This is a genomic window from Marivirga sericea (genome assembly GCF_900177665.1).
Lineage (GTDB): Bacteria > Bacteroidota > Bacteroidia > Cytophagales > Cyclobacteriaceae > Marivirga > Marivirga sericea.
On the sequence record NZ_FXAW01000001.1, the window covers coordinates 621,844 to 645,012 of the forward strand.

A 23,169-nucleotide genomic window follows, 5' to 3' on the forward strand; every position below is an offset into this window, starting at 1 on the left:
TAAAACAAAGTGCCGTTTAATTTATAAATGAAATGGAAATGTGGTTTTGGGATAGTTTCATCACATAAAGGAGATTGTATGTTTGAAATCCGTTGGTAATCAAAAAGTACCAATAAAATAATAGATGAAGTAATGCTTATTTAATTATATAAAAAGTACTATTTTCAGTCATTAAACTAAAACTATATATAATGATGAGAAAATTACTTTTAGCGTGCTTAAGCTTGTGGTTTTTTTCTTCCCATGCACAAGATACTTTTACAGTAAATGGTGTAAAGGATGAAAGACCAGGTTTGCATGCTTTTATTAACGCTACACTGCATGTTGACTATCAAACGACAATAGAAAATGCGGTTTTGGTAATTCAAAAGGGCGAGGTAGTGGCTTCTGGTAAAGGTGTAAAAGTTCCAAAGGGGGCTATTGTTCATAACCTAGATGGAAAGCATATTTATCCTTCTTTTATTGAGTTATCCAGCAACATCGGTATACCCAAAGCGGATAGGAATGGGAGTTCAGGCCCTCAGTTGGGCCCTGTAAAAGATGGTGCATATAATGCCAATGATGCTATTAAAGCATACTTCAAAGCGCATGAAGCTTTCGAAGCAAATGATTCAGATGCAGATAAAATGCGTAAAGCCGGATTTGGTGTTGTGTTAACGCACAATCAAGATGGTTTAGTAAGAGGAACTGGAACTGTAGTATCTTTACATAATGGACCTGAAAATGAAATTATACTGAAGGAGAGTGCTTCACAGCATTTTTCGTTTGAAAAAGGAAGTTCAACTCAAGACAATCCTTCTTCATTGATGGGGGCTATTGCTTTGATAAAACAAACTTATTTAGATGCACAATGGTATAAAAACCAAAACGAAATGGTGGATATTTCATTGGATGCCTTTAATAAGAATAGCATCTATCCTCAATTTTTTGATGCTGATGGTGATAAATTATATGTATTACGAGCAGATCGTTTAGGAGATGAGTTTGGAGTTCAATATATCATAAAGGGAAACGGAGATGAATATCAACGATTGGAAGAGATTAAGGCCACTAATGCTCAATTAATTTTACCAGTTAATTATCCTGAGGCATATGATGTGGAAGATCCATTTGATGCTTTAAATGTTAGTCTTGAAGAGATGAAGCATTGGGAAATGGCTCCTGAAAATTTAAAATTACTGACCGAAAATGGAATTACGTACTCGATTACTTCTGATGGGTTAAAGGATGCCTCGAAGCTTCCTGCAATGCTTTCGCAGTCTGTAGAGTTGGGCTTAGCAGAGGAGCAAGCTTTGAAAGCATTAACCTATAATCCAGCGCAGTTCATTAAAATGGGTGATAAGTTAGGTGCTTTGACGACAGGTAAATATGCTAATTTCATCATTACAGATGGTAGTCCAGTTAGGAAGGACACCAAGATTTATGAAAACTGGGTTCAAGGCAATCCCTATAAGTTTCATGACTATACTTTGCCAGAATTGGCAGGGAATTACAAATTAACTGTTGGTAGTGAGGATTACCAGATGGAAGTAAAAGGAGAGTCTGGTAAAGAGAAATTTAAAATTGTGGTAAATGATTCTACCTCTTATGATGTAGCGAGCGAGATTTCTAAGCAATTAATTAGCTTATCTTTTACAGATGAAAGTAAAGATGAAGCCGGAAAAATAAGATTATCAGGATGGTTGAAAAAAGAAGGGCTTAGTGGAAATGCTAGGATGCCTGATGGCAGCTGGGCCAAATGGAGCGCTACATTAGAAGATGAGGATACGTCTGTAGATGCAGAGGAGAAAGAAGAAAAAGAGGATGAATCAAAAGCAAGTGAGATGGGGTCTTTAATTTTTCCTTTTGTAGCGCACGGCAATAGTAAAAAACCATTGGAAGAGACAATTCTTATTAAAAATGCAACAGTCTGGACTAATGAAGCTGAAGGAATTTTAGAAAGTACGGATGTACTACTGGAAAATGGGAAAATTGCAAAAATTGGAAAAAATATCACCTCCTCAGGGGCACGTGAAATTGATGGAACCGGTAAGCATTTAACTCCGGGGATAATCGATGAGCATTCTCATATTGCCATTAGTAGAGGCGTAAATGAAGGTTCTGAGGCTGTAACCGCTGAAGTGAATATTGAAGATGTAGTAGATTCTGAAGATATTAATATTTATAGACAACTTTCGGGTGGAGTAGTAGCTTCTCAATTACTACATGGTTCTGCTAATCCGATCGGTGGCCGATCTGCTATTGTCAAATTAAAGTGGGGGTACAGTCCAGAGGAGATGAAAATTTCTTGGGCTGATAAATTTATCAAGTTTGCTTTAGGTGAAAACGTGAAACAATCTAACTGGGGTGAAAGGAATACCGTGAGATTTCCACAAACTAGAATGGGAGTAGAGCAGGTATTTGAAGATGCTTTCACTAGAGCAAGAGAATATGAAGAAGAGTGGGAGGCTTATAACAGCTTGTCAAAAAGAGATAAAGTAAATGCAACTGCTCCAAGAAAGGATTTAGAGTTGGAAACTTTAGTTGAGATTTTGAATAGTGATAGATTTATTTCTTGTCATTCTTATGTTCAGTCCGAAATCAACATGTTAATGAAAGTGGCTGAACGCTATGGTTTTAGGATTAATACTTTTACTCATATTTTGGAGGGCTACAAATTAGCTGATAAAATGAAAGAGCACGGTGTAGGAGGTTCTACTTTTTCAGATTGGTGGGCTTACAAATTTGAAGTAAACGATGCCATTCCCTATAATGCTGCATTGATGCACGGAGAGGGAGTGGTTACGGCCATTAATTCAGATGATGCAGAGATGGGAAGAAGATTAAATCAGGAAGCTGGGAAGACTATGAAATACGGGGGAGTACCTGTTGAAGAGGCTTTAAAAATGGTGACTTTAAATCCTGCGAAGCTATTGCATTTAGAGGATCGTATGGGAAGTATAAAAGTGGGGAAAGATGCTGATGTAGTGCTTTGGAGCCATGAACCTCTATCAATTTACGCGAAGGCCGAAAAGACAATTATTGAAGGTGCTGTATTTTTCGACAGAGATAATCAGATTGAAAAATTAGATGCTATTCAAGCAGAAAGAGCTCGCTTAGTGGCTAAAATGCAAGGTGAGAAATCAAATGGTAAATCTACTCAAAAAGCGAAACCAAAATCGCAGATCATTTACCATTGTGAAACAGAAATTCAAAATTATTCATCTTTAAAATAAGCTGAAATGAAGTTATTTAAATGTATAGGAATATTAATACTGAGTGTCTTAAGCTTTTTTGCTAAGGCTCAGGTCCCTGCTCCTGGAGAAGTGCAGTCAAAGCCTATTGCTATTATGAATGCATATGCACATCTTGGAAATGGTGAGGTAATCGAAAATTCGGTCATCACCTTTGAAAATGGAATAATCACTAATGTTGCAGATGCAACTGTTATACGCTTAGATCTGTCAAATTTTAGAGTGATAAAAGCAGAAGGCATGCATGTGTATCCCGGATTGATTGCTAGTAATACGATTATTGGCTTGGAGGAGATAGCTGCGGTAAGGGCTACAAGAGATCAAGATGAGACGGGTGATTTTAATCCAAATGTGCGTGCTTTAATTGCATACAATACTGATTCTGAGATTATTCCCACAACTCGTTTTAATGGGGTATTATATGCTCAGACAACTCCAAGAGGTGGCAGAATTTCAGGAAGCAGTTCTATTATGAATTTGGATGCTTGGAATTGGGAAGATGCTGTATTGAAAAATGATGAAGGAATTCATTTAAACTGGCCCTCAAGATTAAGATATCCTAGATGGTGGTTAGGAGAAACGGAATGGAGAGAAAATGAGGATTATGATAAACAATATGAAGAAGTACAAATTTTCTTTAAGGATGCGGCCTCATACTTTGAAATACAGAATCCCGAAACTACAAATTTGAAGTTAGAAGCAATGAAAGGGCTGTTTGACGGTTCCAAAAGTCTTTATATTCATACGGACAGAGCCAAAGAAATCGTTCAGTCGATTCAATTTGCTCTGGAAATGGGTATTGAGCAAGTAGTTCTAGTAGGAGGAGATGAAGCCTATTATGTGAAGGATTTCTTGAAAGAGAATGAGATTGCAGTGATTTTGGAAGAAACTTTAAGATTACCTAGCAGAACTGCTGATCCTGTAGATTTACCGTGCCAATTACCAAATCTTTTGCACCAAGCGGGTATTAAAGTAGCTATAGGACAATGGGGAGAAGTAATGCAAGTTAGGAATTTGCCATTCAGCGTAGGGACTGCTGCAGCTTATGGTTTAGGAAAGGAAGAGGCTTTAAAAATGGTGACTTTAAATCCCGCTCAAATCATGGGTGTTGATGATAAAATCGGTAGCTTAGAGAAGGGGAAGATAGCCTCTCTGGTAGTATCAAAAGGAGACATTTTAGATATGGAAGGTAATAAACCGGAATATGTTTTTATTGAGGGTAGACAAGTCACTTTAGAAGCTCATCAGCAAAGGCTATATAAGAAGTTTAAAGATAAATTTGATCAAGAGTAGTTCGTAAAAATTAAATATTGATTAGTATATAGGAAACTCAATGATTATATAAAGAATTTAGATTATGAATTAAAAACAAGAAAACCGGCTCATGGCCGGTTTTTCTTTTATTGTAATTCGTGACTTTCTTGGATATTGTCGATTAATGCTTGAACGGCATTTCTATCAGCGCTAGAAATTTTTTCCTTCAGTTCACCTTTCTCGTAACTTGCAAAAAAAGGTAGACTGTAGACACCTGCAGACAGTCTAGCTTTTGGATTGTCTGGAGCATTGATTTCTAGGAATTTCACAGTTTCATCGGCACCTTCTGCCATTTTTTTGAATTGGGGCTCAAAAGCCTTGCACACTCCACACCAGTCTGCATAGAATTTCACTATGACTTTTTCATTTCCTTTCAGATATTCATCTAAATTGATATCAGTAACTTTTTCTATCATGATTAAAAAATTTGTTCATGAAAGAGACATCTTTGATCAGCTAATGTTTAAACAAAATGCTTCTAGGAAGTCTACCAGATGTAAGTTTTAATTATAATTGATTTTATATAGCGCTTCAGTTCTAAGAATGTTAAATTATCCTTAGAATATATAGTAATAAAATCCTTTTAGTGCTCAATGCTACTGTATTTCAAAATGTAAGTTATTAAAGATACTTTCTTGGCAATTTAGTATCTGTAGATAGTTGAAGTAGATTTATCTTTTATTTAAGACCTCAAATAATTCTTGTAAATCCTGAACCATATAATTAGCCGCCTGCAAGAGAGGGTAATATACTTGGGTAGGCCGTTCAATAAATGCTGTTTGCATGCCAACGGCTTTGCCCCCAGCTAAATCCCATGGGTGAGCGGCAATCAACATGGCATCTTTGGCTTTAATGTTAAGTTCGGACAATACATATTCGTAGGCTTTTGCTTGAGGCTTATAGCTCTGAACTTCTTCTACACTGAATAATCTTTCGAAATATTCAGAAATTTGAGCATAATCCATTTGTTTTTTAACGGTATCAGTCGATCCGTTGGTCAGTGCCACAATTCGGAAATTATTTGACTCGAACTTAGCTAGGGCATTCTTCACATCAGGGTGGGGCGGCAGTTGGGTAATCAAGCTGATTGTTGAAGCGATACTATCGTCAGATATATGTTTTCCTAATTTCTCCGCAGTCATACGTAATGTTGCTTTCCCGATCTCTGCAAAGCTATGATGCTGACTGGTAATAGATTCAACCATAGCATACTGCAAAAGTGTAGAAAACCAGATTTTAAATGCATGCTGATCTTGGAAACTGTTTTGAATTGCTTGTTGTAGTTTTTGAAGATCAAGAAGCGTTTCATTAACATCAAATACTAATAGCTTTGGTTGATTCAGGGATTGCTGCATGAATTCTCAAATAAAATGTGCGTCATAACTCTTTTTCAAGGATCAGTATTAGCTTCCGCAGTTCAGGAATAATTTTAGCTTTCATATATTGACTAACCTTTTTATTATAAAAACTGGGTCTTTCGAATTGATCGATTAGCAGTCCTAAATTTTCAAAGCAGGCAGCTAAAGCAGTTCCTTTTAATTTATGTAATACGGTTCTTAGCGCATGGATATTTTCAGTTTCAATCGTCTCGTTAATTTGCCTTTCAAAAGTCTTCATGTTTTCTTTCGCTAACTCTATAAAATTGATGTAATGCGCATCATTATGATTCAATCTTTGCATCAGGTCTATTTTATTGAAAGATTTCAAGTTCTGTTTGGTCCCTGATGTTGCACTTGCCTTCTGCTTAATTTTCCCTTCAAGTTTAAGCTTTTCAAGCATTTTTAGTAGGTCTCCTTGAATAAGCGGCTTTTCAAGGAAATCATCGATACCAACATCTAAGGCTTTCTCCTTTTCGTCTTTCATAACACCGGCAGACAATGCAATTATAGGAATGCGGTTTTCAGGTTTTTCAAATGCTCTTATGATCTCAGTGGCTTCAACCCCACTCATTACGGGCATTTGTATATCCATCAGAATTAAATCGGGATTGAGCTCTTTGAATTTTTTTACTGCCAGCTCTCCATTTTCCGCATGGATTAATTCGCAATCTGGTAATACATTTTCCAAGATTCGAGTTATGAGAAATCTATTTACATCATTATCTTCTGCAACTAGTATTTTGCTAAGTTGAACGGATTCATTAATTGAACCATTTTGATCATTTTTAACCAATAGTTGACTTGTATTTTTAATACCTTTATCGATTCTATTAATAGTTTCAATCAGCTCACTGTTCACAACAGGCTTAGATACTTTGTAAATGTTCTCATTGTCAGCATGGGAGGTATGGAAAAACTCGCTATCGATGTGCTTATGAAGTATTATAACTGGAGTTGAGTCAATCAAATTCTTTTGTTGCAGTAAATCTAGTAACTCGATACCATTGATACTAGACATTACCTCATCAATCAAAATAAGATCAAAGTCATTTCTTTCATTCATTATTTTATGTGCTTCGATCGCTGAATTTTTTATAACTACTTTCAATCCGAAAATCGTTAAAAAGTCTTTTAGAGAATTTAGCATTATCGGATTGTCATCCACAATCAGGACATGGCGTAGTCTTTCAAATGAGATTTTATCAGTCCATCTTTCCTCATTAATTTCATTTGGCTTTAAATCAATAGTAAAATTGAAATTACTCCCTTGATTAATCGAACTATCTAATTTCAACTGGCTGCCCATCATTTTCAACAATTTATTAGAGATGGTTAATCCTAATCCAGAGCCCCCAAACTTTCTAGTTGTAGATACATCTGCTTGTTCAAATGCGCTAAAAATATTTTTTTGCTGTTTTTTAGATATGCCAATGCCTGTATCGATTACTTCAAAACATACTTTATTTGTTTTTTCAACTGTACTGACCCTTAATACTATAGTTCCTTTTTCAGTAAATTTGACCGCATTCCCTAATAAATTAATTAAAATCTGTCTTAATCTTAGTTCATCAGCTTGAAAATATTGAGGAACATTATTTTGAAAGTCTATCACTAATTCTAAATCTTTTTGAGAGGTTTGATAGGTGATAAAATTAGCTGCAGATTCAACGAGTTTAATTGCATCAACTTCTTCCTTCTGAAGTTTTAATTTTCCCGCTTCAATTTTAGAAAAATCAAGGATATCATTAATGATCCCAAGCAGAGAGTGAGCTGAATTATAAATATGCTGAGTATAGTCGGTTTGTAAAACATTCAAGTTGGTTTTCCTAAGTAAATCTGAAAAGCCAATCACACCATTCAGAGGAGTCCTTATTTCATGACTCATATTAGCTAAAAAGGTTGACTTCGCTTGGTTAGCAGATTCAGCTGCTTGTTTAGCTTCCAGTAGCTGTTTTTCGGCCTTAAATCGATCCGTTATATCATTAAAAGTCACCAAAGCCCAATGTTTATCCTTTGCATCTATTATTTTAATATTTGCTTCGATCCATATTTTATAGTTAGTTTCCTGATTTACTAATTGAACTCGTATATCACTAAATGATTGCTTTTCTTTCAATGCAACATGTACAGGGTGTTCAGTCCTTTCTATTATTTTGCCATCAATATCCAGTAAATTTAGAACACTTGGCATAAGGTGAGTTCCCAATATGTCTTTTTTGGAAAGTTTTACTATTTCTTGCGTGCTGTCATTAATCGATTGAATTATTCCATGTTCATCATAAAATAATAGGGCCTCCTGCATGGAACTAAAAATATTTTGCAGTTGCTGTTCACTTTCTTTGACTTTCAGTTCTGTATTTTTTTTGTGTGTTATATCCGAAAGCGTGCCGAACCAATACCAATGACCATCCAAATCCTTATTGGGTTGTGATGTAGCCTTGACCCATTTAGTTTGTCCCTGGGCAATAATTCTAAATTCTAAATTGAAATATTGATAATTTTCTAATGCATAATTATTGGCTTTTATAAAGTATTCTAAATCATTAGGATGCACCACCTCATTGGCAAAATCATTGGTGTCAATATCTCGATCTCCTATACCAATTATTTTTTTGAAAGGAGGGCTCATGTAGTTTAAGTCACCATTTCTATTCAATTTGTACACTCCAATAGGAATATTTTCAACTAATTCATTGTACTGCTTTGTTTTTTCATTTAATTTAAGTTCATTTATTTTCTGGTCATCTATATTTTGTATAGTTCCATATAGTCTTTGAAGCTGTCCATTACTGCTTTCTGGGATTCCAATTATTCTCACCCAAAATTTCTTTCCTTTTCCAGAGTATAACTGCAGTTCTGTTTCAAATTTTTCGTTGAGTTCAGAGCTTTTTTCAATCTGCGCCTTTAAATGGAGCTCTTTGCTTTTATCGACAATAAATTCCCAAATTTCTTCATAAGTAGGATCGAAACTATCATCAACTTCGCATATCTTTCTCGTATTTTGTGTCCAATCTATTTTCCCATCTTGTATGTTCCAACTCCAACCACCGGTTTTGGCAATTTCATTGGTTTGTTGCAAAAGTGCTTTAGTTCTGTCTAATTCTATTTGAGCTGTCTTTCTTTCAGTGATGTCTATAATGATTCCGGAATGTTCTGACGGTACTAAATCTGAAGATAAATTTTCAACCTGACCATTATTTAGAACCCATACCCAATGGCCAAGCTTATGTTTTAAGCGAACTTCAAACTCATATTTAATAATTGATTGACTTTGACGATCTATAAAGTAATTTTGCATCTCAGCAAGATCATCAGGGTGAACAGTCTGGAACCATTCCTCCATTCTAAGCGCTGTGAGTTCACTTTTATGATACCCTAATAGTTGTGCATAGTGCTCATTGTAAAAATAAATTTCTTGTTTCCGATCCCAATCATACGTACCTAAATTGCTACTGGAGATAATAATATCTAGTCTCTTTTTTTCTTGCGTTAAGGCTTGCTCCGTTTCTTTTAGTTGGGTAATATCTTGAATAGTACCCCTGAAGATTGTCCGGTCTCCTTTAGCTATTTTTGAAGCAATTTGATGTACATATTTTACCCTACCTTTTTTTGTAATTACTCTATGAATTAGGTTAAAATAGCCGGTCTTAAATGCTTTGATATCCTCTTCATCGACTTTTGCTTCATCCTCAGGATGTACAAATTTTTTATATGTGGAAAGTGTAGGTTTGTAAGAGTTGGGGGTGCAGTCAAAAATATCAAATATTACTGGCGACCACTGAATATCTCCAGAATCCACATCGATTTCCCAGTTCCCTATTTTTGCTAATTGCTGTGCCTCAAGTAATTTTTGGTTGCTTTCTTCAAGCTCATTAGCAACTGACGGATTGTTTACTTTCATTTTCCCCTAATCTTGCTTTAAATTCACACATTATTTTCATTTTTTCAATGATTTTTGATAATAATTTCAGAGACCAACTTCTAAATATTACCTTAATAACAAGCGTATCTTCAAATTTACTTCAGAATTAAAGGCTAAATTTGATGAATCTTTAGTAAGAAGTTGTTGCTTTAGGTCTATCAAACCTATCCTTGACGACAATATTATGCTAAAATAAAATTAAGCAGTTTCGGGACTGCAAAAATAGAAGATGAAAGTATTAATAGTTGAAGACCAAGTAGAACTCGCAAAGAACATTGAAGAATACCTTGTAAAAGAAGGTTTTCAAATTAGTGTAGCGCCAGATTTTTTCACTGCTACTGATAAATTAGCTGCTTATGAATATGATGTTGTCATCATAGATCTTATGCTGCCTGACGGAAATGGGATGGATTTGCTATATTCACTACGAGCAAATCGTAAAAATATAGGAACCTTAATTTTGTCTGCGAAAAACTCCATAGATGATAAAGTGAGAGGTCTTGATGCTGGAGCGGATGACTATTTAGGTAAACCATTCCACTTATTGGAACTGGCCTCTAGATTAAAAGCTATATACAGAACAAGAAAGCAGGAAAGTAGTAATGTGATTGAGCTTGATAGAATGCTCATTGATACAGATAAAAAAGAGGCAAGGGTAGCCGATCAAAAATTGGACCTAACAAAAAAAGAATACGAGATGCTTTTATTTTTCGCAAATAACGCCAAAAGAGTCTTGACAAAACAAAATATAGCAGAACATTTGTGGGGAGATTTTATAGACCAAAGTGATTCATTTGATTTTGTTTATCAACATATTAAAAACTTACGTAAAAAAATTCAGAAAGCTACTGGAACTGATATCTTAGAAACAGTTTACGGAGTAGGATACAAGCTAAAAACCTTATAAAATGCGATTAATAACCAAGATAGTATTCATATTTTTAGGACTTTCTCTTATTGTATTTTTTATCGGTGGGATAGTTACTGTACAGATTATTTCTAACGAAGTCAAAAAAGAGGAACGTTGGTTTTTACAAGAAAGATTGACTTCAACTGAAAGGTATATTGAAAGAAGACAGCCTACAAAAGATATCATTCGTGATAAGGTGATAATTTTGCCGCAGGAAGACTCTTTAGAAATTGACAATATTATATTTTCGGATACCATCGTTCATCATAGTACATTAGAACGGCCAGAACAGCATAATAAGTTGGAAGTGGGCAAGAAGATTGAAGGCAGGTTCTATAAAATTATCCTCTACGATATTATTATCGAACAAGATGATATTGTAGATGGTATAGTTGAATCTTTGGTGAAGACTTATATTCTGTTATTGGTCGTGGTCCTTTTAGGAAGCTGGTTATTATCCAGAAGACTATTAAAGCCATTCGAAAGTACGCTCTCTGCAATCAAGAAATTTGATATAAAGGAAAATGAACCATTTAAATTACCTGATACAGGTACTTTGGAATTTAAGAGGCTAAATGCTTTTATTGATCAAATGTCTCAAAAAGTAATGGCTGACTATCAATCACTAAAAGAATTTACAGAGAATGCAAGTCACGAAATTCAAACACCGATCAGTATTGCAAAAGGTAAATTGGAACTCTTACAAGACGGAGATTTAGATGAAGGGCAGAAGCAATTAGTTTCAGATGCTGCAAAAAGTTTGTCAAATCTTTCAAAATTAGGAAATGCCTTAACACTACTAGCAAAAATCGATAATCAAGAATTCGAACAGAAAGAAAGTGTGGACGTCAGTAATACTTTACTAGATTTTATAGATGAATATGAGGAACTCATATTTCTGAAAGGAATTAGCTTAAGCAAGAAGATAGAATCGGATGTCGAATGGTATATTCACCCAGTTCTCCTAGAAATTTTAATAACTAACCTTTTAAATAATGCAATCAAGCACAATTTAGCTGAGGACGGATTTATAAAAGTGTATCTCGAGAAAAACCAATTAATTATTGAAAACTCAGGTAAACCAATAGGGCACAGTCCAGAACTTTTGTTTGCGCGCTTTAAAAAAGGAAACCAAAGTAGTTCTTCTCTAGGTTTAGGTTTAGCTATCATTCACAAAATCTGCACTGTAACTGGGTTACAAATCAGTTATAGCAATAAAGAGCAACTCCATCAAATTACCATAGAAAGCTGATTATCACCATTTAACAACTCTGCGATTTTTTTTACTGCATACCGATAACATTTTGTCTAAAAAAATACTTGTATCAACATCAAATTTCTGCTCACAACGGCAGAAATTCAAATTTTCTTCAGAATTGAATAGTAATTTTGAATTATAATAAAGATTGAAAATCAAATATATGCATAATACTTATACAAATATTCTCCGAACACTTCTTGTAGTGTTAGTTTTTATTGTCTCGCATTCAGTATGGGCGCAGAGCACCACCGTAAATGGTAAATTGGTGGATGGTAAAACAAATGAACCGCTAGCTTACGCCAATGTAAGTGTATTTAACGGATCGGATGAATTAGTGACAGGTACCGTCACTCCTGAATCTGGAGATTTCCAATTTAAAGTTGAAAGAGGGAACTACACATTAAGAATTCAGTTTATTTCCTATCAGACAATCAATAAACCACTTAATGCAAATCAAGCAAGTATAGAGCTGGGAACTATTGAATTAATGGAAGATGTAAATCAGCTTTCTGAGGTGGAAGTAGTAGCGAGAAGACCACAGATGGAAATGAAGTTAGATAAGAGAGTTTTCAATGTAAGCGAAGATCTTAGCAATATAGGAAGTAACGCTGAATCTCTATTAGATAATTTACCTAGTGTAACAGTTGATATTGACGGTAATGTGTCTTTGCGAGGCAGTGGAAATGTGCGGATACTCATAGACGGTAGACCTTCAGGCTTAGTGGGCATCAGTGGCGGCTCAGCTTTACGTCAAATTCAAGCAGATCAAATCGAAAGAGTAGAGGTTATCACTAATCCTTCAGCTCGCTATGAAGCTGAAGGAAACGCTGGTATCATCAACATCATTATGAAAAAAGAGAAAAAAGGTGGTGTTAACGGAAGCGTTAGTGCAAATGTAGGATACCCAATTATTGGAGGCGTCAATAGCAATATTAATTACAGAAAAGGGAATGTAAATCTTTTTGGAGCATATGGGATAACTTATCGTGAGAACTTTGGAGGTGGATACATTGATCAAGAATTCACGCCCGAAGATACCACTTACTCAACTTATGTGGATAGACAAAGGGAGAGAAGTGGTATTTCGCAAAACGCTAGATTTGGAATAGATTATAGTCTTAATGAAAGTACTAATGTGACAGGATCATTTCTATACAGAATTTCTGATGAGAGTAATTTGAGTTATAATTACTACGATGACTATAATGGGATAAATAGAGATACTAGAGAATTAGTAAGACGCTCTGTTCGTATCCAAGATGAAAAAGAAGATGAAGAGGTGCTAGAATATGATTTAAATTTCACTAAAATATTTAACGGAAATGATGATCATAAATTAACAGCTGATATTCAATATAGAAATAATACTGAAACAGAAGATTCTGATTTGAGGAATGAAAGATTTGTGATTTCACAGAACCAATTTATAGATAGCATTCAGCAGCGATCATTTATAAACGAATTTTCTGAGAATATTTTAATGCAAGCCAATTACGTAAAGCCATTAGGAGAGACCAGATCTTTCGAAGCAGGATGGCGAAGTACTATAAGAACGATTACCAATGAATATGAAGTAACACAAGATATTGAAGGACAAGAGCAAGATAGTGTTTTAAGTGACTTCACAAATGATTTTATATATAACGAAAATATTCACGCAATTTATGCGATCTACAATAGTGAGTTTGAAAAGTTTACTTATCAAATTGGCCTAAGAACTGAATTAACAGATATTACAACTCGCTTGAAGAGTCCGGTTGATACCACGAACGCCAGAGATTACTTAAACCTGTTTCCAAGTGTATTTATGACCTATGAGTTCAGTAAATTACACTCTTTACAAGCGAGTTACAGTAGACGATTTGATAGACCTAGATTCCGCTCTTTAAATCCTTTTTCTAACTTCAATGATGACAGAAATATTCGAATAGGTAATCCTAACCTCAATCCTGAGTTTACTGATTCCTATGAGGTAGGGTTGGTTAATAATTTTAGCGATGCTACACTTTACAGTGGTTTGTATTACCGCAGAACTACTGGGGTTACGGAAAGGATCAATACCGTTATTGATGGTATTACGTATGCTCAACCGCAAAATTTAGCCGAGAGAAACTCCATTGGAATAGAGAATAATTATTCGCATGATTTGAACGATTGGTGGAGATTAAATGGTAATCTTAACATATTCTATTCTGAAACTTACGGAGTAGTGAATGAGCAGGTCTTTGAAGCAGAGACTTTTACAGCATCAGGACGAGCTACTTCTCAAATGACCTTCGGAGATGATTTTAATTTTCAATTAAGTGCATTCTATAGAGCACCAGAAGAGACCACCCAAGGCACGCGAAAGGCTTTTTATATGATGGATTTAGGCTTTAGTAAGGAGGTTCTTAACAATAGCGGAACCTTAGCATTAAACGTTCGCGATGTCTTTAATTCGAGAAAATGGAGAACGACAACTTCTGGTGAGGATTTTTATTATGAATCTGAATTTCAGTGGAGAACCACTACCGTGACCCTATCTTTTGACTATAGGATTAACTCTAGTAAAAGAAAAAGAGAAGGAGGCAGAGAAGGTGGTGATTACGATGGCGGAGGTGATGAGTATTAATTGATATTGGTTATAGTTTTATTTTGAATTAGGCACGAATATATCTTCGTGCCTTTTTTATTCGAACTTTCTCTTCAATAAATTAGAATAATCTGCCATATTGGGTTCTTTGAGTCAAACAGTTTAGATATGAGCGAAGAAAATGCACTTTGGGGAGTTGATTTGGGAGGTACTAAAATTGAAGGTGTAATACTAAAATCAAAAAGTGATCCGCAGGTTTTATTAAGAAAAAGAATTAATACTGAAGCTGAGCAGGGATATCAACATATTACGCATAGAATCAAATCATTGCTAGATAAAATGGCACAAGAGATCGGATTTAAGCCTAATTCAGTAGGAATTGGAACTCCAGGTTCTACCGATCCAGAAACAGGCTTACTTAAAAATAGCAATTCAACTAATCTTAATAATAAACCGCTACATAAGGACTTAGAGGGTCTTTTGAATATTCCTGTGTTTATGGCGAATGATGCTAACTGTTTCGCTATTGCAGAAACGCAAATGGGAATTGTGAAAGAGCAATTTACAAAGGCCAAAGTTGTTTTTGGCGTAATAATGGGTTCAGGTGTTGGGGGCGGATTGGTCATTAACGGTAAAGTTTGGAATGGAAAACATGGTATCGCAGGAGAATGGGGGCATATCTTCTTAGATGAGCAAGGTGAAGACTGTTATTGCGGAAAGCAAGGCTGTGTCGAAACCATTTTAGCTGGAAAAGCCTTAGAACGCTACTACAAAAAGATTTCCGGACAGCATAAAAAGCTAAAGGATATCATAGCGGATAGAGAAGATGACGAATATGCCCAAAAGACCTACGAAAGACTTATTCATTATTTTGGAAAAGGCTTATCTGTTATTGTAAATATAATTGACCCTGATGTTATCATTATTGGTGGCGGGGTCGGTAATATTCCGAACCTTTACGATGAAGGCTTAGCATCGGTTAAGCGATTTACTTTTAATCCTGATATGAAAACCCCTATAGTAAAACCAAAACTAGGTGATAGCGCGGGAGTTTTTGGTGCTGCATTTTTAACAGCTTAAGTGGTGGGTAAAATCTAATTTTATATCTTTGCCAAATGAGTCATTTAATAGCCCCTTCCGTTTTAGCCGCAGACTTTGCTAATTTGCAAAGAGATGTGGAAATGTTGAATGAAAGCCAAGCAGATTATATTCATGTAGATATCATGGATGGTGTTTTCGTCCCTAATATTTCATTTGGTTTGCCCGTTTGCGAAGCCATTTATAAACACGCTAAAAAACCATTGGATGTGCATCTGATGATTGACAAGCCTGAAAATTACATCCAAGCTTTTCATGATGCAGGTGCGGCCACTATTTCGGTACATTATGAAGCAAGCCCTCATTTGCATAGAACCTTGCAAGCTATCAGGGATTTGGGCTTGAGGGCTGGCGTTGCCATTAATCCACACACAAATGTGTCCTTATTGGAAAATGTAATTCAAGATACTGATTTAGTTTGTATGATGTCAGTAAATCCTGGTTTTGGCGGACAGAAGTTTATCGAACAAACCTATACTAAAGTTCGGCAGCTGAAGGAATTAATTGCTGACCAAAATGCTTCAACTTTGATAGAAATCGATGGAGGTGTGAACATTGATAATGCACCTAAGCTTTTAGAAGCAGGGGCAGATGTTTTAGTAGCTGGAAGTTTTGTGTTTAAATCAGAGAACCCAATTCATACTATTCAGCAACTAAAAGACGTTTCTATTTGATAAACAGTATTGAGTACATGCGTCCAATTTTTCTTCTTTTTTTAACTTTTCTTGCATCTTCTACGATTTTGGCTCAAAATCAAAACTTAAAGGGTAGGGTAGTAGACGCTAGAAATAATGAAGGGATTGCTTCCGCTGGTATACAATTAATTGATACAGAATACAATACCCAAACGGACAGTTTGGGTTTTTTTAGTATAAAAACTCCTGATTTACCCGAATTTCATTTAAGAATAACTCACGTCAGTTTTATTAATCAAACTATTAAAACTCAAGCTTCAGATTCTATATTGATTCAAATGCAGGTTGATAATTTACTCCTGAAAGCAGTAGATGTGAGTGGACAAAGCGATCGGTTGCTTAAGAATGGATTGCAGAGAATTGAGCCACTGTCTGTGAATGAAACTGCCACTCCTTTCAACGAATTTAATCAAGTACTCGCTACACTTCCCGGAGTCGTATCCAATAATGAATTGAGCAGTTCCTATGCGGTTAGAGGTGGGAATTTTGATGAAAATTTAGTCTATGTTAATGGAATGGAAATCTATAGACCATTTCTGGTTAGGGCTGGTCAACAAGAGGGATTGAGCTTCATAAACCCTGACTTAGTGGGTAAAATCGAATTTTCAGCTGGAGGTTGGGAAGCTAAATATGGAGATAAATTATCTAGTAATCTGCTAATAGATTATCAGCAAACTGAAGAAACCGAAGGAAATATAAATCTTGGATTATTAGGGGCTTCTGGTTATTTATCTACTCAATTTAATGATAAAGATAATTTGTTACTTGGGTTAAGGTATAAAAATGCTAAATACTTATTTAATACCTTCGAAACAGCAGGAGAGTACTTACCTAGATTTTTAGATTTTCAAGCATTTTATAATTATCGTTTTTCTGATAAAACCACTTTGGATTTATTGGCTGTTTTTGCTCAAAATGATTATCGTATTGAGCCAGCTTCTAGAGAAACCGATTTTGGTTCTTTTCAGCAGAAGTTAAGGTTTTTCGTGGGCTTTGAAGGGACAGAATCTTTGAGTTATAGCAGTTTTCAAGGTGGAGCAAGGCTGCGTCATTTATTGACTGAGAATTTTCGAACTTCCGTTATTTTATCTGCTTTTTCCACTTCGGAATATGAGTATAACAATACAGAAGGTTCTTACCAATTATGTGACGTAGATAGAGACCTTTCTTCAGACACATTTGATGAGTGTATAAGCTTGCGAGGTATAGGAGCCAACTACAACTATGCTCGTAACTTTCTATATGCTCAAGTTGCACAGGCCATATTACGAAATGACTGGCAAATACAAAAAGACCATCTTTTAGCATTTGGCTTCGAGTATAAAAAGCAATACGTGAATGATAATTTGGACGAGTTTGAATTTCGTGATTCTGCAGATTTTGCTCAAGTGAACAGAGTAGTCAATCAAGAAAACAATTTGGAAGCCACGTTTGCAAACGTTTATGTACAACATGAATGGCAAATAAATGATAGACACTCTTTAAATTCAGGTCTCAGACTGAATTATGGTTCTAATACGGAGGAATGGTTACTAAGCCCTCGTGTTCAATACCAAGTAATTTTGCATCCCGATAAAAGTGGGCAGTTCAATTTTTCGACTGGTTTATATAGGCAATTCCCTTTTTACAGGGAATTGAGGGATTTCTCCGGTAATATTACGCCAGATGTTCGAGCGCAGTCTGCTCTACATTTTATAGGTAGTTACTCCAAAAATATAGAATTGTGGGAAAGACCTTTCCAAGCGAATTCTTCATTTTATTATAAGCAACTATACGATATTATCCCATTTGATGTCGATAATATTAGGTTGCGCTATAGGCCTGAGCTGAATGCAGACGGATACGCTTATGGAGCTGATTTTCGCTTTAGTGGTGAATTTGTACCTGGCATGGAATCATGGTTTAGCCTAGGTTTGCTTTCAACCAAAGAGAATGTAGAAGAAGATAATAGAGGATACATTCGAAGACCAACCGACCAGAGAGTAACAGCCTCTATTTTCTTTCAAGACAATTTCATAAATGATCCTAGTTTGAAAGTAAATTTAAAATTGCAAATTGGTTCGGGTCTGCCTGTTGGATTTCCTAACAGCTTAGAGGGCCGTAGTATTTTTACTGGAGAATGGTATAGAAGGATGGACGTTGGTTTTTCTAAACAGTTTATGGGAGAAAAAATACAAAATCTTGAGTATATTGAATCTTTTTGGATTGGCTTAGATGTTCTAAATGTACTAGGTGTGAGTAATACTATTTCTTATTCATGGATTGAAGATGTAAACGGTCAAACATTTGCAGTACCCAATTCTTTATCGGCAAGATTTTTGAACCTAAAAGGAATTGTTAAATTTTAAAAGCTAATATGAAAACTATCATCCTTCTACTCATTGGTACTTTCGCAATTGCGTGTAGTACTCAAAAGGTATTAAAAACAGACACAAATCAAGATATTGACTTAAGTGGCAGATGGAATAATACAGATGCTGAAATTGCAAGCAACAAACTTTATAATAGCTTAATCGGATCCACTTGGTTAAAAGAGCAACAAGCCAAAGATAATTTCGAACCGAGAATAGAAATTCTGTCTTTTGAAAGCAATTTTAAAGATGAAGCAAATAAGCTATCTCAATACTTTACACAATATATAAGAAAGGATTCAGCCTTTGAACTAATAGGAAATGAAAGCGAAAAAGCACCTGATTTTCAATTAAGTGGTGAAATCATGGCTGAAGAATTCATAACAGAGAGCCAAAATTACATTGACTACAGATTAACTGCCCAATTGAAGAATATGAAGGGTGAAATACAATGGGAGGACAATACGGTGATAAAGAAATATATTAAGAATTGATTCAATTATTTTCCTATTCTTTCTTTCAATTGCTCAACGGTCTTTTTGGCATTTCCGACATAAAGATCGCCATTAATTAAAAAAACAGGTCTTTTCAGAAAAGTATATTCTTCTAACAGCAGTTTCTTGAAATCATTTTCACTTAAGTCCGCTTTATTGAGACCTTGCTGACGAAACTTTATGGCTCTTTTATTAAATAGCTCTTCATACGATTCAGTGATAACATAAAGTTCAAGTAATTGAGGCTCAGTGAGTGGATTATTTTTGAGATCAATTTTATTGAAATCTTCTAAATCCAATTGGCTCATAATCTTCTTACAAGTATCACATGTACTCAAATAATAAACTACTTTTCTCATTTTTTCCTCTTTTACATCATAAAATAAGGAAAAAATTTGCCTTATGACAACAAAAAGCTTTAATTCGGGTTTTTAATTAATGTAATCAATTCAAAAAATCAAAGATCAAGACAATTATGAAAAGAATAGTGAGACAAGGAATGTTGGCATTAGCAGCAATAGTATTTTTAAATTCTACTGCTGTAATGGCGCAAGATTCAGAGATTACGGATAAGGATTTGTATAATTATGCATTAATGATGCAAGTGATTGAGCAAATGAAAGCTGAGGTAAGTCCAGCTATCCAAGCATTGATTGAAGAACAAGAAGGTTTTACAACAAATAGATATGAAGAGTTGAAAAGTGGTGGTGATAATGAAGCAAAGCTCAAGGAGATGGGAGCGAATGATTTTGAAGTTAAATTCATGGGCTTAATTATCAAAGAGAAAGATAAAAGAATTGACGCAATTAAAGAAGCATTAAATCTTTTAGCAAAAAGCATGGTTGGAGTGGATAACTATAAAACTATCAAGCAAACGCTTTCTGTTGATCCTGATTTAAAAGCTAAATATCAAGAAATCTCTACTAGAATAGCACCCGCTGATGCAGGAGCTTAATTTAAAATTAGATTGAAATTTCAGTAAAGCCACTTTTTATAAAGTGGCTTTTTTTATGCCTAACAAATTTTAAGAGACCTTTCTTTCAACCTCTTTTAAATTTTCCATTTTCTTATTGCGCAGGAATCCATTGATATCCTCGAAATGTTCCTTTACTCGCCTATTTCCAAATTCAAAGACTTTTGCGGCCAGACCATCTAAAAAGTCCCGATCGTGCGAGACAAGAATTAAAGTGCCATCAAATGCCTTTAATGCATCTTTTAGAATCTGCTTTGTTTTGATGTCCAAATGGTTAGTGGGCTCATCAAGAATCAAGAGATTTACGGGTTGCAGTAATAATTTCATTAACGCTAATCTGGTACGCTCTCCACCAGACAATACTTTCACTTTCTTCTCAATATCTTCTCCACCAAACATGAAAGCACCTAACATATCTTTTACTTTAGTTCTAACATCGCCTTTGGCAACCCCATCGATCGTTTGAAAAACGGTGAGTTCACCATCCATTAAGGCCGCTTGATCTTGAGCAAAATAGCCTATCATGCTATTGTGCCCAATCTGTAATTCTCCATCATAATCAATTTCGCCCATGATAGCTTTCACCATAGTAGATTTACCTTCACCGTTTTTACCTACAAATGCAATCTTCTCACCTCTGGCAATAGTAAATGTAGCATCTTTAAAAACTGTATGATCACCATAACTCTTACTTAAATCATTTGCTACCACAGGATAGTTTCCTGACCGTGGGGCGGGAGGGAACTTTAAATTCAAGGAAGCAGTGTCGATTTCATCTACCTCAACGATGTCCATTTTCTCCAGCATCTTCACCCGAGATTGTACCTGAAGTGTTTTAGAATAAGTGCCTTTAAATCGATCAATAAACTGCTGAATATCTGCTATTTGCTTTGCCTGCTCTTCAAACTGCTTCTGTTGCTGCTCACGTCTTTCTTTCCGCAATTCTAAGTAGTGAGAATAATTCGTTTTATAATCGTATATTTTTCCTTGCGTTATCTCTATAGTACGATTGGTCAGCTTATCTACAAATGCTTTATCGTGACTAATGACGATGACAGCTTTGGCATTATTGGTTAAAAATTCTTCCAGCCATTGAACAGATTCAATATCCAGGTGGTTAGTAGGTTCATCGAGTAAAATGAGATCTGGCTTTTTTAATAATATTTTGGCAAGCTCGATTCGCATGCGCCACCCACCGCTGAATTCACCTGTTGGTTTCTATAAATCAGACCTGACGAACCCAAGTCCTAAAAGTGTTTTTTCAATCTCAGCCTCAATATTAACATCATCAATGCTGTAATATTTTTCGCTTAGCTCCGATACTTGTTCAATGATTTTACTGTATTCATCTGATTCGTAGTCGGTTCGTATTTCCAGTTGCTGATTGCACCAGTCCATTTGTTTTTTCATCTCCATTATATCAGAGAAAGCTTTGGCGGCTTCATCAAATACGGTTGCATCGTCTTCAGTAAGTAAATGCTGAGGCAGATAGGCAATGACGGCATCTTTAGGTGCTGATATTTTACCTTCGGTAGGTTTGCTTGCTCCAGCAATGATCTTCAGTAGGGTTGATTTCCCAGCTCCGTTTTTACCCATAAGGGCTACGCGATCATTTGCGTTAATGTTAAAATTAATATTTTTGAATAGGGTAGTACCACTAAATTCAACTCCTACTGCATCAACTGAAATCATATCATCAAAAATTAAGTCGCAAAGGTATGAATTTGAATGCTCATTAACTTCTCACCTTCTAAAAAAACAAGAATCTTTTCAGTGATGATGAGAAGTAGGTAATATACCGAATACTTGAGCAGTTCTTAAGGCTATTATTTGAGCATTAGATAATTATCAGTTTTAATTAATTACCTTTGCGCTCCAATTGAGAAATTATCATTATGAAGCGTATTAACGAGTACAAGAAATTATTTAATATCGAAGGTCCCATTGACCTTAAGCAATTAAAAACTACATATAGAAATCTAGTGAAAGAATGGCATCCTGACAAATTTCAAGCAGGTGACCCAAAAGCGGAAGAGGCTGAAGAAAAAAGCCAGCAAATTATAGATGGCTATCATTTCCTAATTAGCATTGCCCCTGAAACTAAGGACGCTAATTTAGCTGAATATAATAAAACTATAGAGTCTGGGATACAGGACTTCTGGCATAAAGGATTGCGTCTTGATATTTCCTTTTTAGATGGCACTACCTATGAATACTTTGGCGTAAACAAAAACGTATATTCCAAATTAGTAAATGCAGATAAGCCATCTAGATTTGCTAAACGAAATATCTTTAATAATTTTCTATATAGAAAGTCTAAAAAAGCGATGGAAACAGCTTAAAGTTTAATTCTTCAATACTGCTTAAAATTAAACATTGTGTAACTACCTAGCTCTTTGTCTTTCTAATTTTGGATAAGGAAAATTGTGTTAACTTAACGACTTTGAGCGTTCATTCTAAATGGGCGTTTCATTCACTTCTTAACGTTTCTGCTGAACTTGTCTGTAAGTTTTTTCAACTTCGGACTAATATAATTCTTGCAAAAAGGTTTTTCAGGATTACTATAGTAGTAATTCAAATAATTCTCCTGATTACGTTTGAAGTCTTTAAAGGCTAGTACTTCAGTGATGATTCTTTCTTCAAACTCTTGCTGTAAATCGCTCAGAATATTTTTGATTTCCTGTTCCTGCTTTTCTGAAAAAGCGTAGACAGCTGATCTATACTTGCTCCGCATGGAATGCAGCTCAGTACAGCTATGAGTATGCAGATGAATATTGATAAGTATGCTTAGCTCTATCTCGTCAGGAAAAAAATGCACGATGACCGCTTCAGAAAAATTGTCATTAGGCACAGCTGATGCAATCCAACCCTGCTCCACTTTTTCAACTCCAATCAGAGATTGAAAAATAGCTTCTGTGCACCAATGGCAACCCCCTCCAAAACCTACTTTAACTATTTTCCTCATAC

Annotated in this window: 16 protein-coding genes and 1 pseudogene; 11 read left to right on the forward strand and 6 right to left on the reverse strand. The window is 35.3% G+C overall.

What is annotated here, in order from left to right:
• Positions 1-191: 191 nt before the first annotated feature.
• Entirely contained in the window at positions 192-3,215 is a 3,024-nt protein-coding gene (locus B9Y84_RS02450) for an amidohydrolase family protein (protein ID WP_085515505.1), read from the forward strand.
• Between the two features lie 6 nt (positions 3,216-3,221).
• Entirely contained in the window at positions 3,222-4,526 is a 1,305-nt protein-coding gene (locus B9Y84_RS02455) for an amidohydrolase family protein (RefSeq protein ID WP_085515506.1), read from the forward strand.
• A gap of 107 nt (positions 4,527-4,633) precedes the next feature.
• Here B9Y84_RS02455 and B9Y84_RS02460 read toward each other — a convergent pair whose 3' ends face one another.
• The 3 genes from B9Y84_RS02460 to B9Y84_RS02470 form a co-directional block, all read right to left on the reverse strand.
• Positions 4,634-4,963 carry a thioredoxin family protein gene (locus tag B9Y84_RS02460; protein ID WP_085515507.1) on the reverse strand — a complete coding sequence of 110 codons (330 nt, stop codon included), beginning with the start codon at positions 4,961-4,963 and terminating at the stop codon, positions 4,634-4,636.
• 255 nt (positions 4,964-5,218) lie between these two features.
• Positions 5,219-5,902 carry a haloacid dehalogenase type II gene (locus B9Y84_RS02465; protein ID WP_085515508.1) on the reverse strand — a complete coding sequence of 228 codons (684 nt, stop codon included), beginning with the start codon at positions 5,900-5,902 and terminating at the stop codon, positions 5,219-5,221.
• 22 nt (positions 5,903-5,924) lie between these two features.
• Entirely contained in the window at positions 5,925-9,827 is a 3,903-nt protein-coding gene (locus tag B9Y84_RS02470; protein WP_085515509.1) for a PAS domain-containing hybrid sensor histidine kinase/response regulator, read from the reverse strand.
• Between the two features lie 250 nt (positions 9,828-10,077).
• Between B9Y84_RS02470 and B9Y84_RS02475 the strand changes: the two genes are divergently transcribed.
• From B9Y84_RS02475 to B9Y84_RS02505, 7 genes are all read left to right on the forward strand, one after another.
• Positions 10,078-10,755, forward strand: a complete 678-nt coding sequence (locus B9Y84_RS02475; RefSeq protein WP_085515510.1) for a response regulator transcription factor — start codon at positions 10,078-10,080, stop codon at positions 10,753-10,755.
• A gap of 1 nt (position 10,756) precedes the next feature.
• Entirely contained in the window at positions 10,757-12,010 is a 1,254-nt protein-coding gene (locus tag B9Y84_RS02480) for a sensor histidine kinase (protein ID WP_085515511.1), read from the forward strand.
• Between the two features lie 169 nt (positions 12,011-12,179).
• Positions 12,180-14,630: a TonB-dependent receptor gene (locus B9Y84_RS02485; protein WP_085515512.1), complete on the forward strand. Its 2,451-nt coding sequence runs from the start codon at positions 12,180-12,182 to the stop codon at positions 14,628-14,630.
• A 129-nt stretch (positions 14,631-14,759) separates the two neighbouring features.
• Positions 14,760-15,671 (forward strand): ROK family protein, encoded by a 912-nt coding sequence (locus B9Y84_RS02490; protein WP_085515513.1) that lies wholly within the window; start codon positions 14,760-14,762, stop codon positions 15,669-15,671.
• A gap of 35 nt (positions 15,672-15,706) precedes the next feature.
• Positions 15,707-16,363 (forward strand): ribulose-phosphate 3-epimerase, encoded by a 657-nt coding sequence (gene rpe, locus B9Y84_RS02495; RefSeq protein WP_085515514.1) that lies wholly within the window; start codon positions 15,707-15,709, stop codon positions 16,361-16,363.
• A 17-nt stretch (positions 16,364-16,380) separates the two neighbouring features.
• Complete coding sequence (locus B9Y84_RS02500) at positions 16,381-18,732, forward strand: TonB-dependent receptor (protein ID WP_085515515.1); 2,352 nt, start codon at positions 16,381-16,383, stop codon at positions 18,730-18,732.
• Between the two features lie 8 nt (positions 18,733-18,740).
• Entirely contained in the window at positions 18,741-19,229 is a 489-nt protein-coding gene (locus B9Y84_RS02505; RefSeq protein ID WP_085515516.1) for a hypothetical protein, read from the forward strand.
• A 5-nt stretch (positions 19,230-19,234) separates the two neighbouring features.
• Here the strand turns inward: B9Y84_RS02505 and B9Y84_RS02510 are convergent, their stop codons facing one another.
• On the reverse strand, positions 19,235-19,588 hold the full coding sequence (locus B9Y84_RS02510) for an arsenate reductase family protein (protein WP_085515517.1): 354 nt from the start codon (positions 19,586-19,588) through the stop codon (positions 19,235-19,237).
• 116 nt (positions 19,589-19,704) lie between these two features.
• Here B9Y84_RS02510 and B9Y84_RS02515 point away from each other — a divergent pair, with 116 nt between their 5' ends.
• Positions 19,705-20,184: a hypothetical protein gene (locus B9Y84_RS02515; RefSeq protein WP_085515518.1), complete on the forward strand. Its 480-nt coding sequence runs from the start codon at positions 19,705-19,707 to the stop codon at positions 20,182-20,184.
• Between the two features lie 69 nt (positions 20,185-20,253).
• On the opposite strand, the pseudogene B9Y84_RS02520 reads toward B9Y84_RS02515, so the two are convergent.
• Positions 20,254-21,894 (reverse strand): annotated as a pseudogene (locus tag B9Y84_RS02520) (ABC-F family ATP-binding cassette domain-containing protein).
• Positions 21,895-22,097: 203 nt separating this feature from the next.
• Between B9Y84_RS02520 and B9Y84_RS02525 the strand changes: the two are divergent.
• Entirely contained in the window at positions 22,098-22,544 is a 447-nt protein-coding gene (locus B9Y84_RS02525) for a KTSC domain-containing protein (protein ID WP_085515519.1), read from the forward strand.
• A gap of 131 nt (positions 22,545-22,675) precedes the next feature.
• Here B9Y84_RS02525 and B9Y84_RS02530 read toward each other — a convergent pair whose 3' ends face one another.
• Entirely contained in the window at positions 22,676-23,167 is a 492-nt protein-coding gene (locus B9Y84_RS02530) for a peptide-methionine (S)-S-oxide reductase (protein ID WP_085515520.1), read from the reverse strand.
• Between the last annotated feature and the right edge of the window lie 2 nt (positions 23,168-23,169).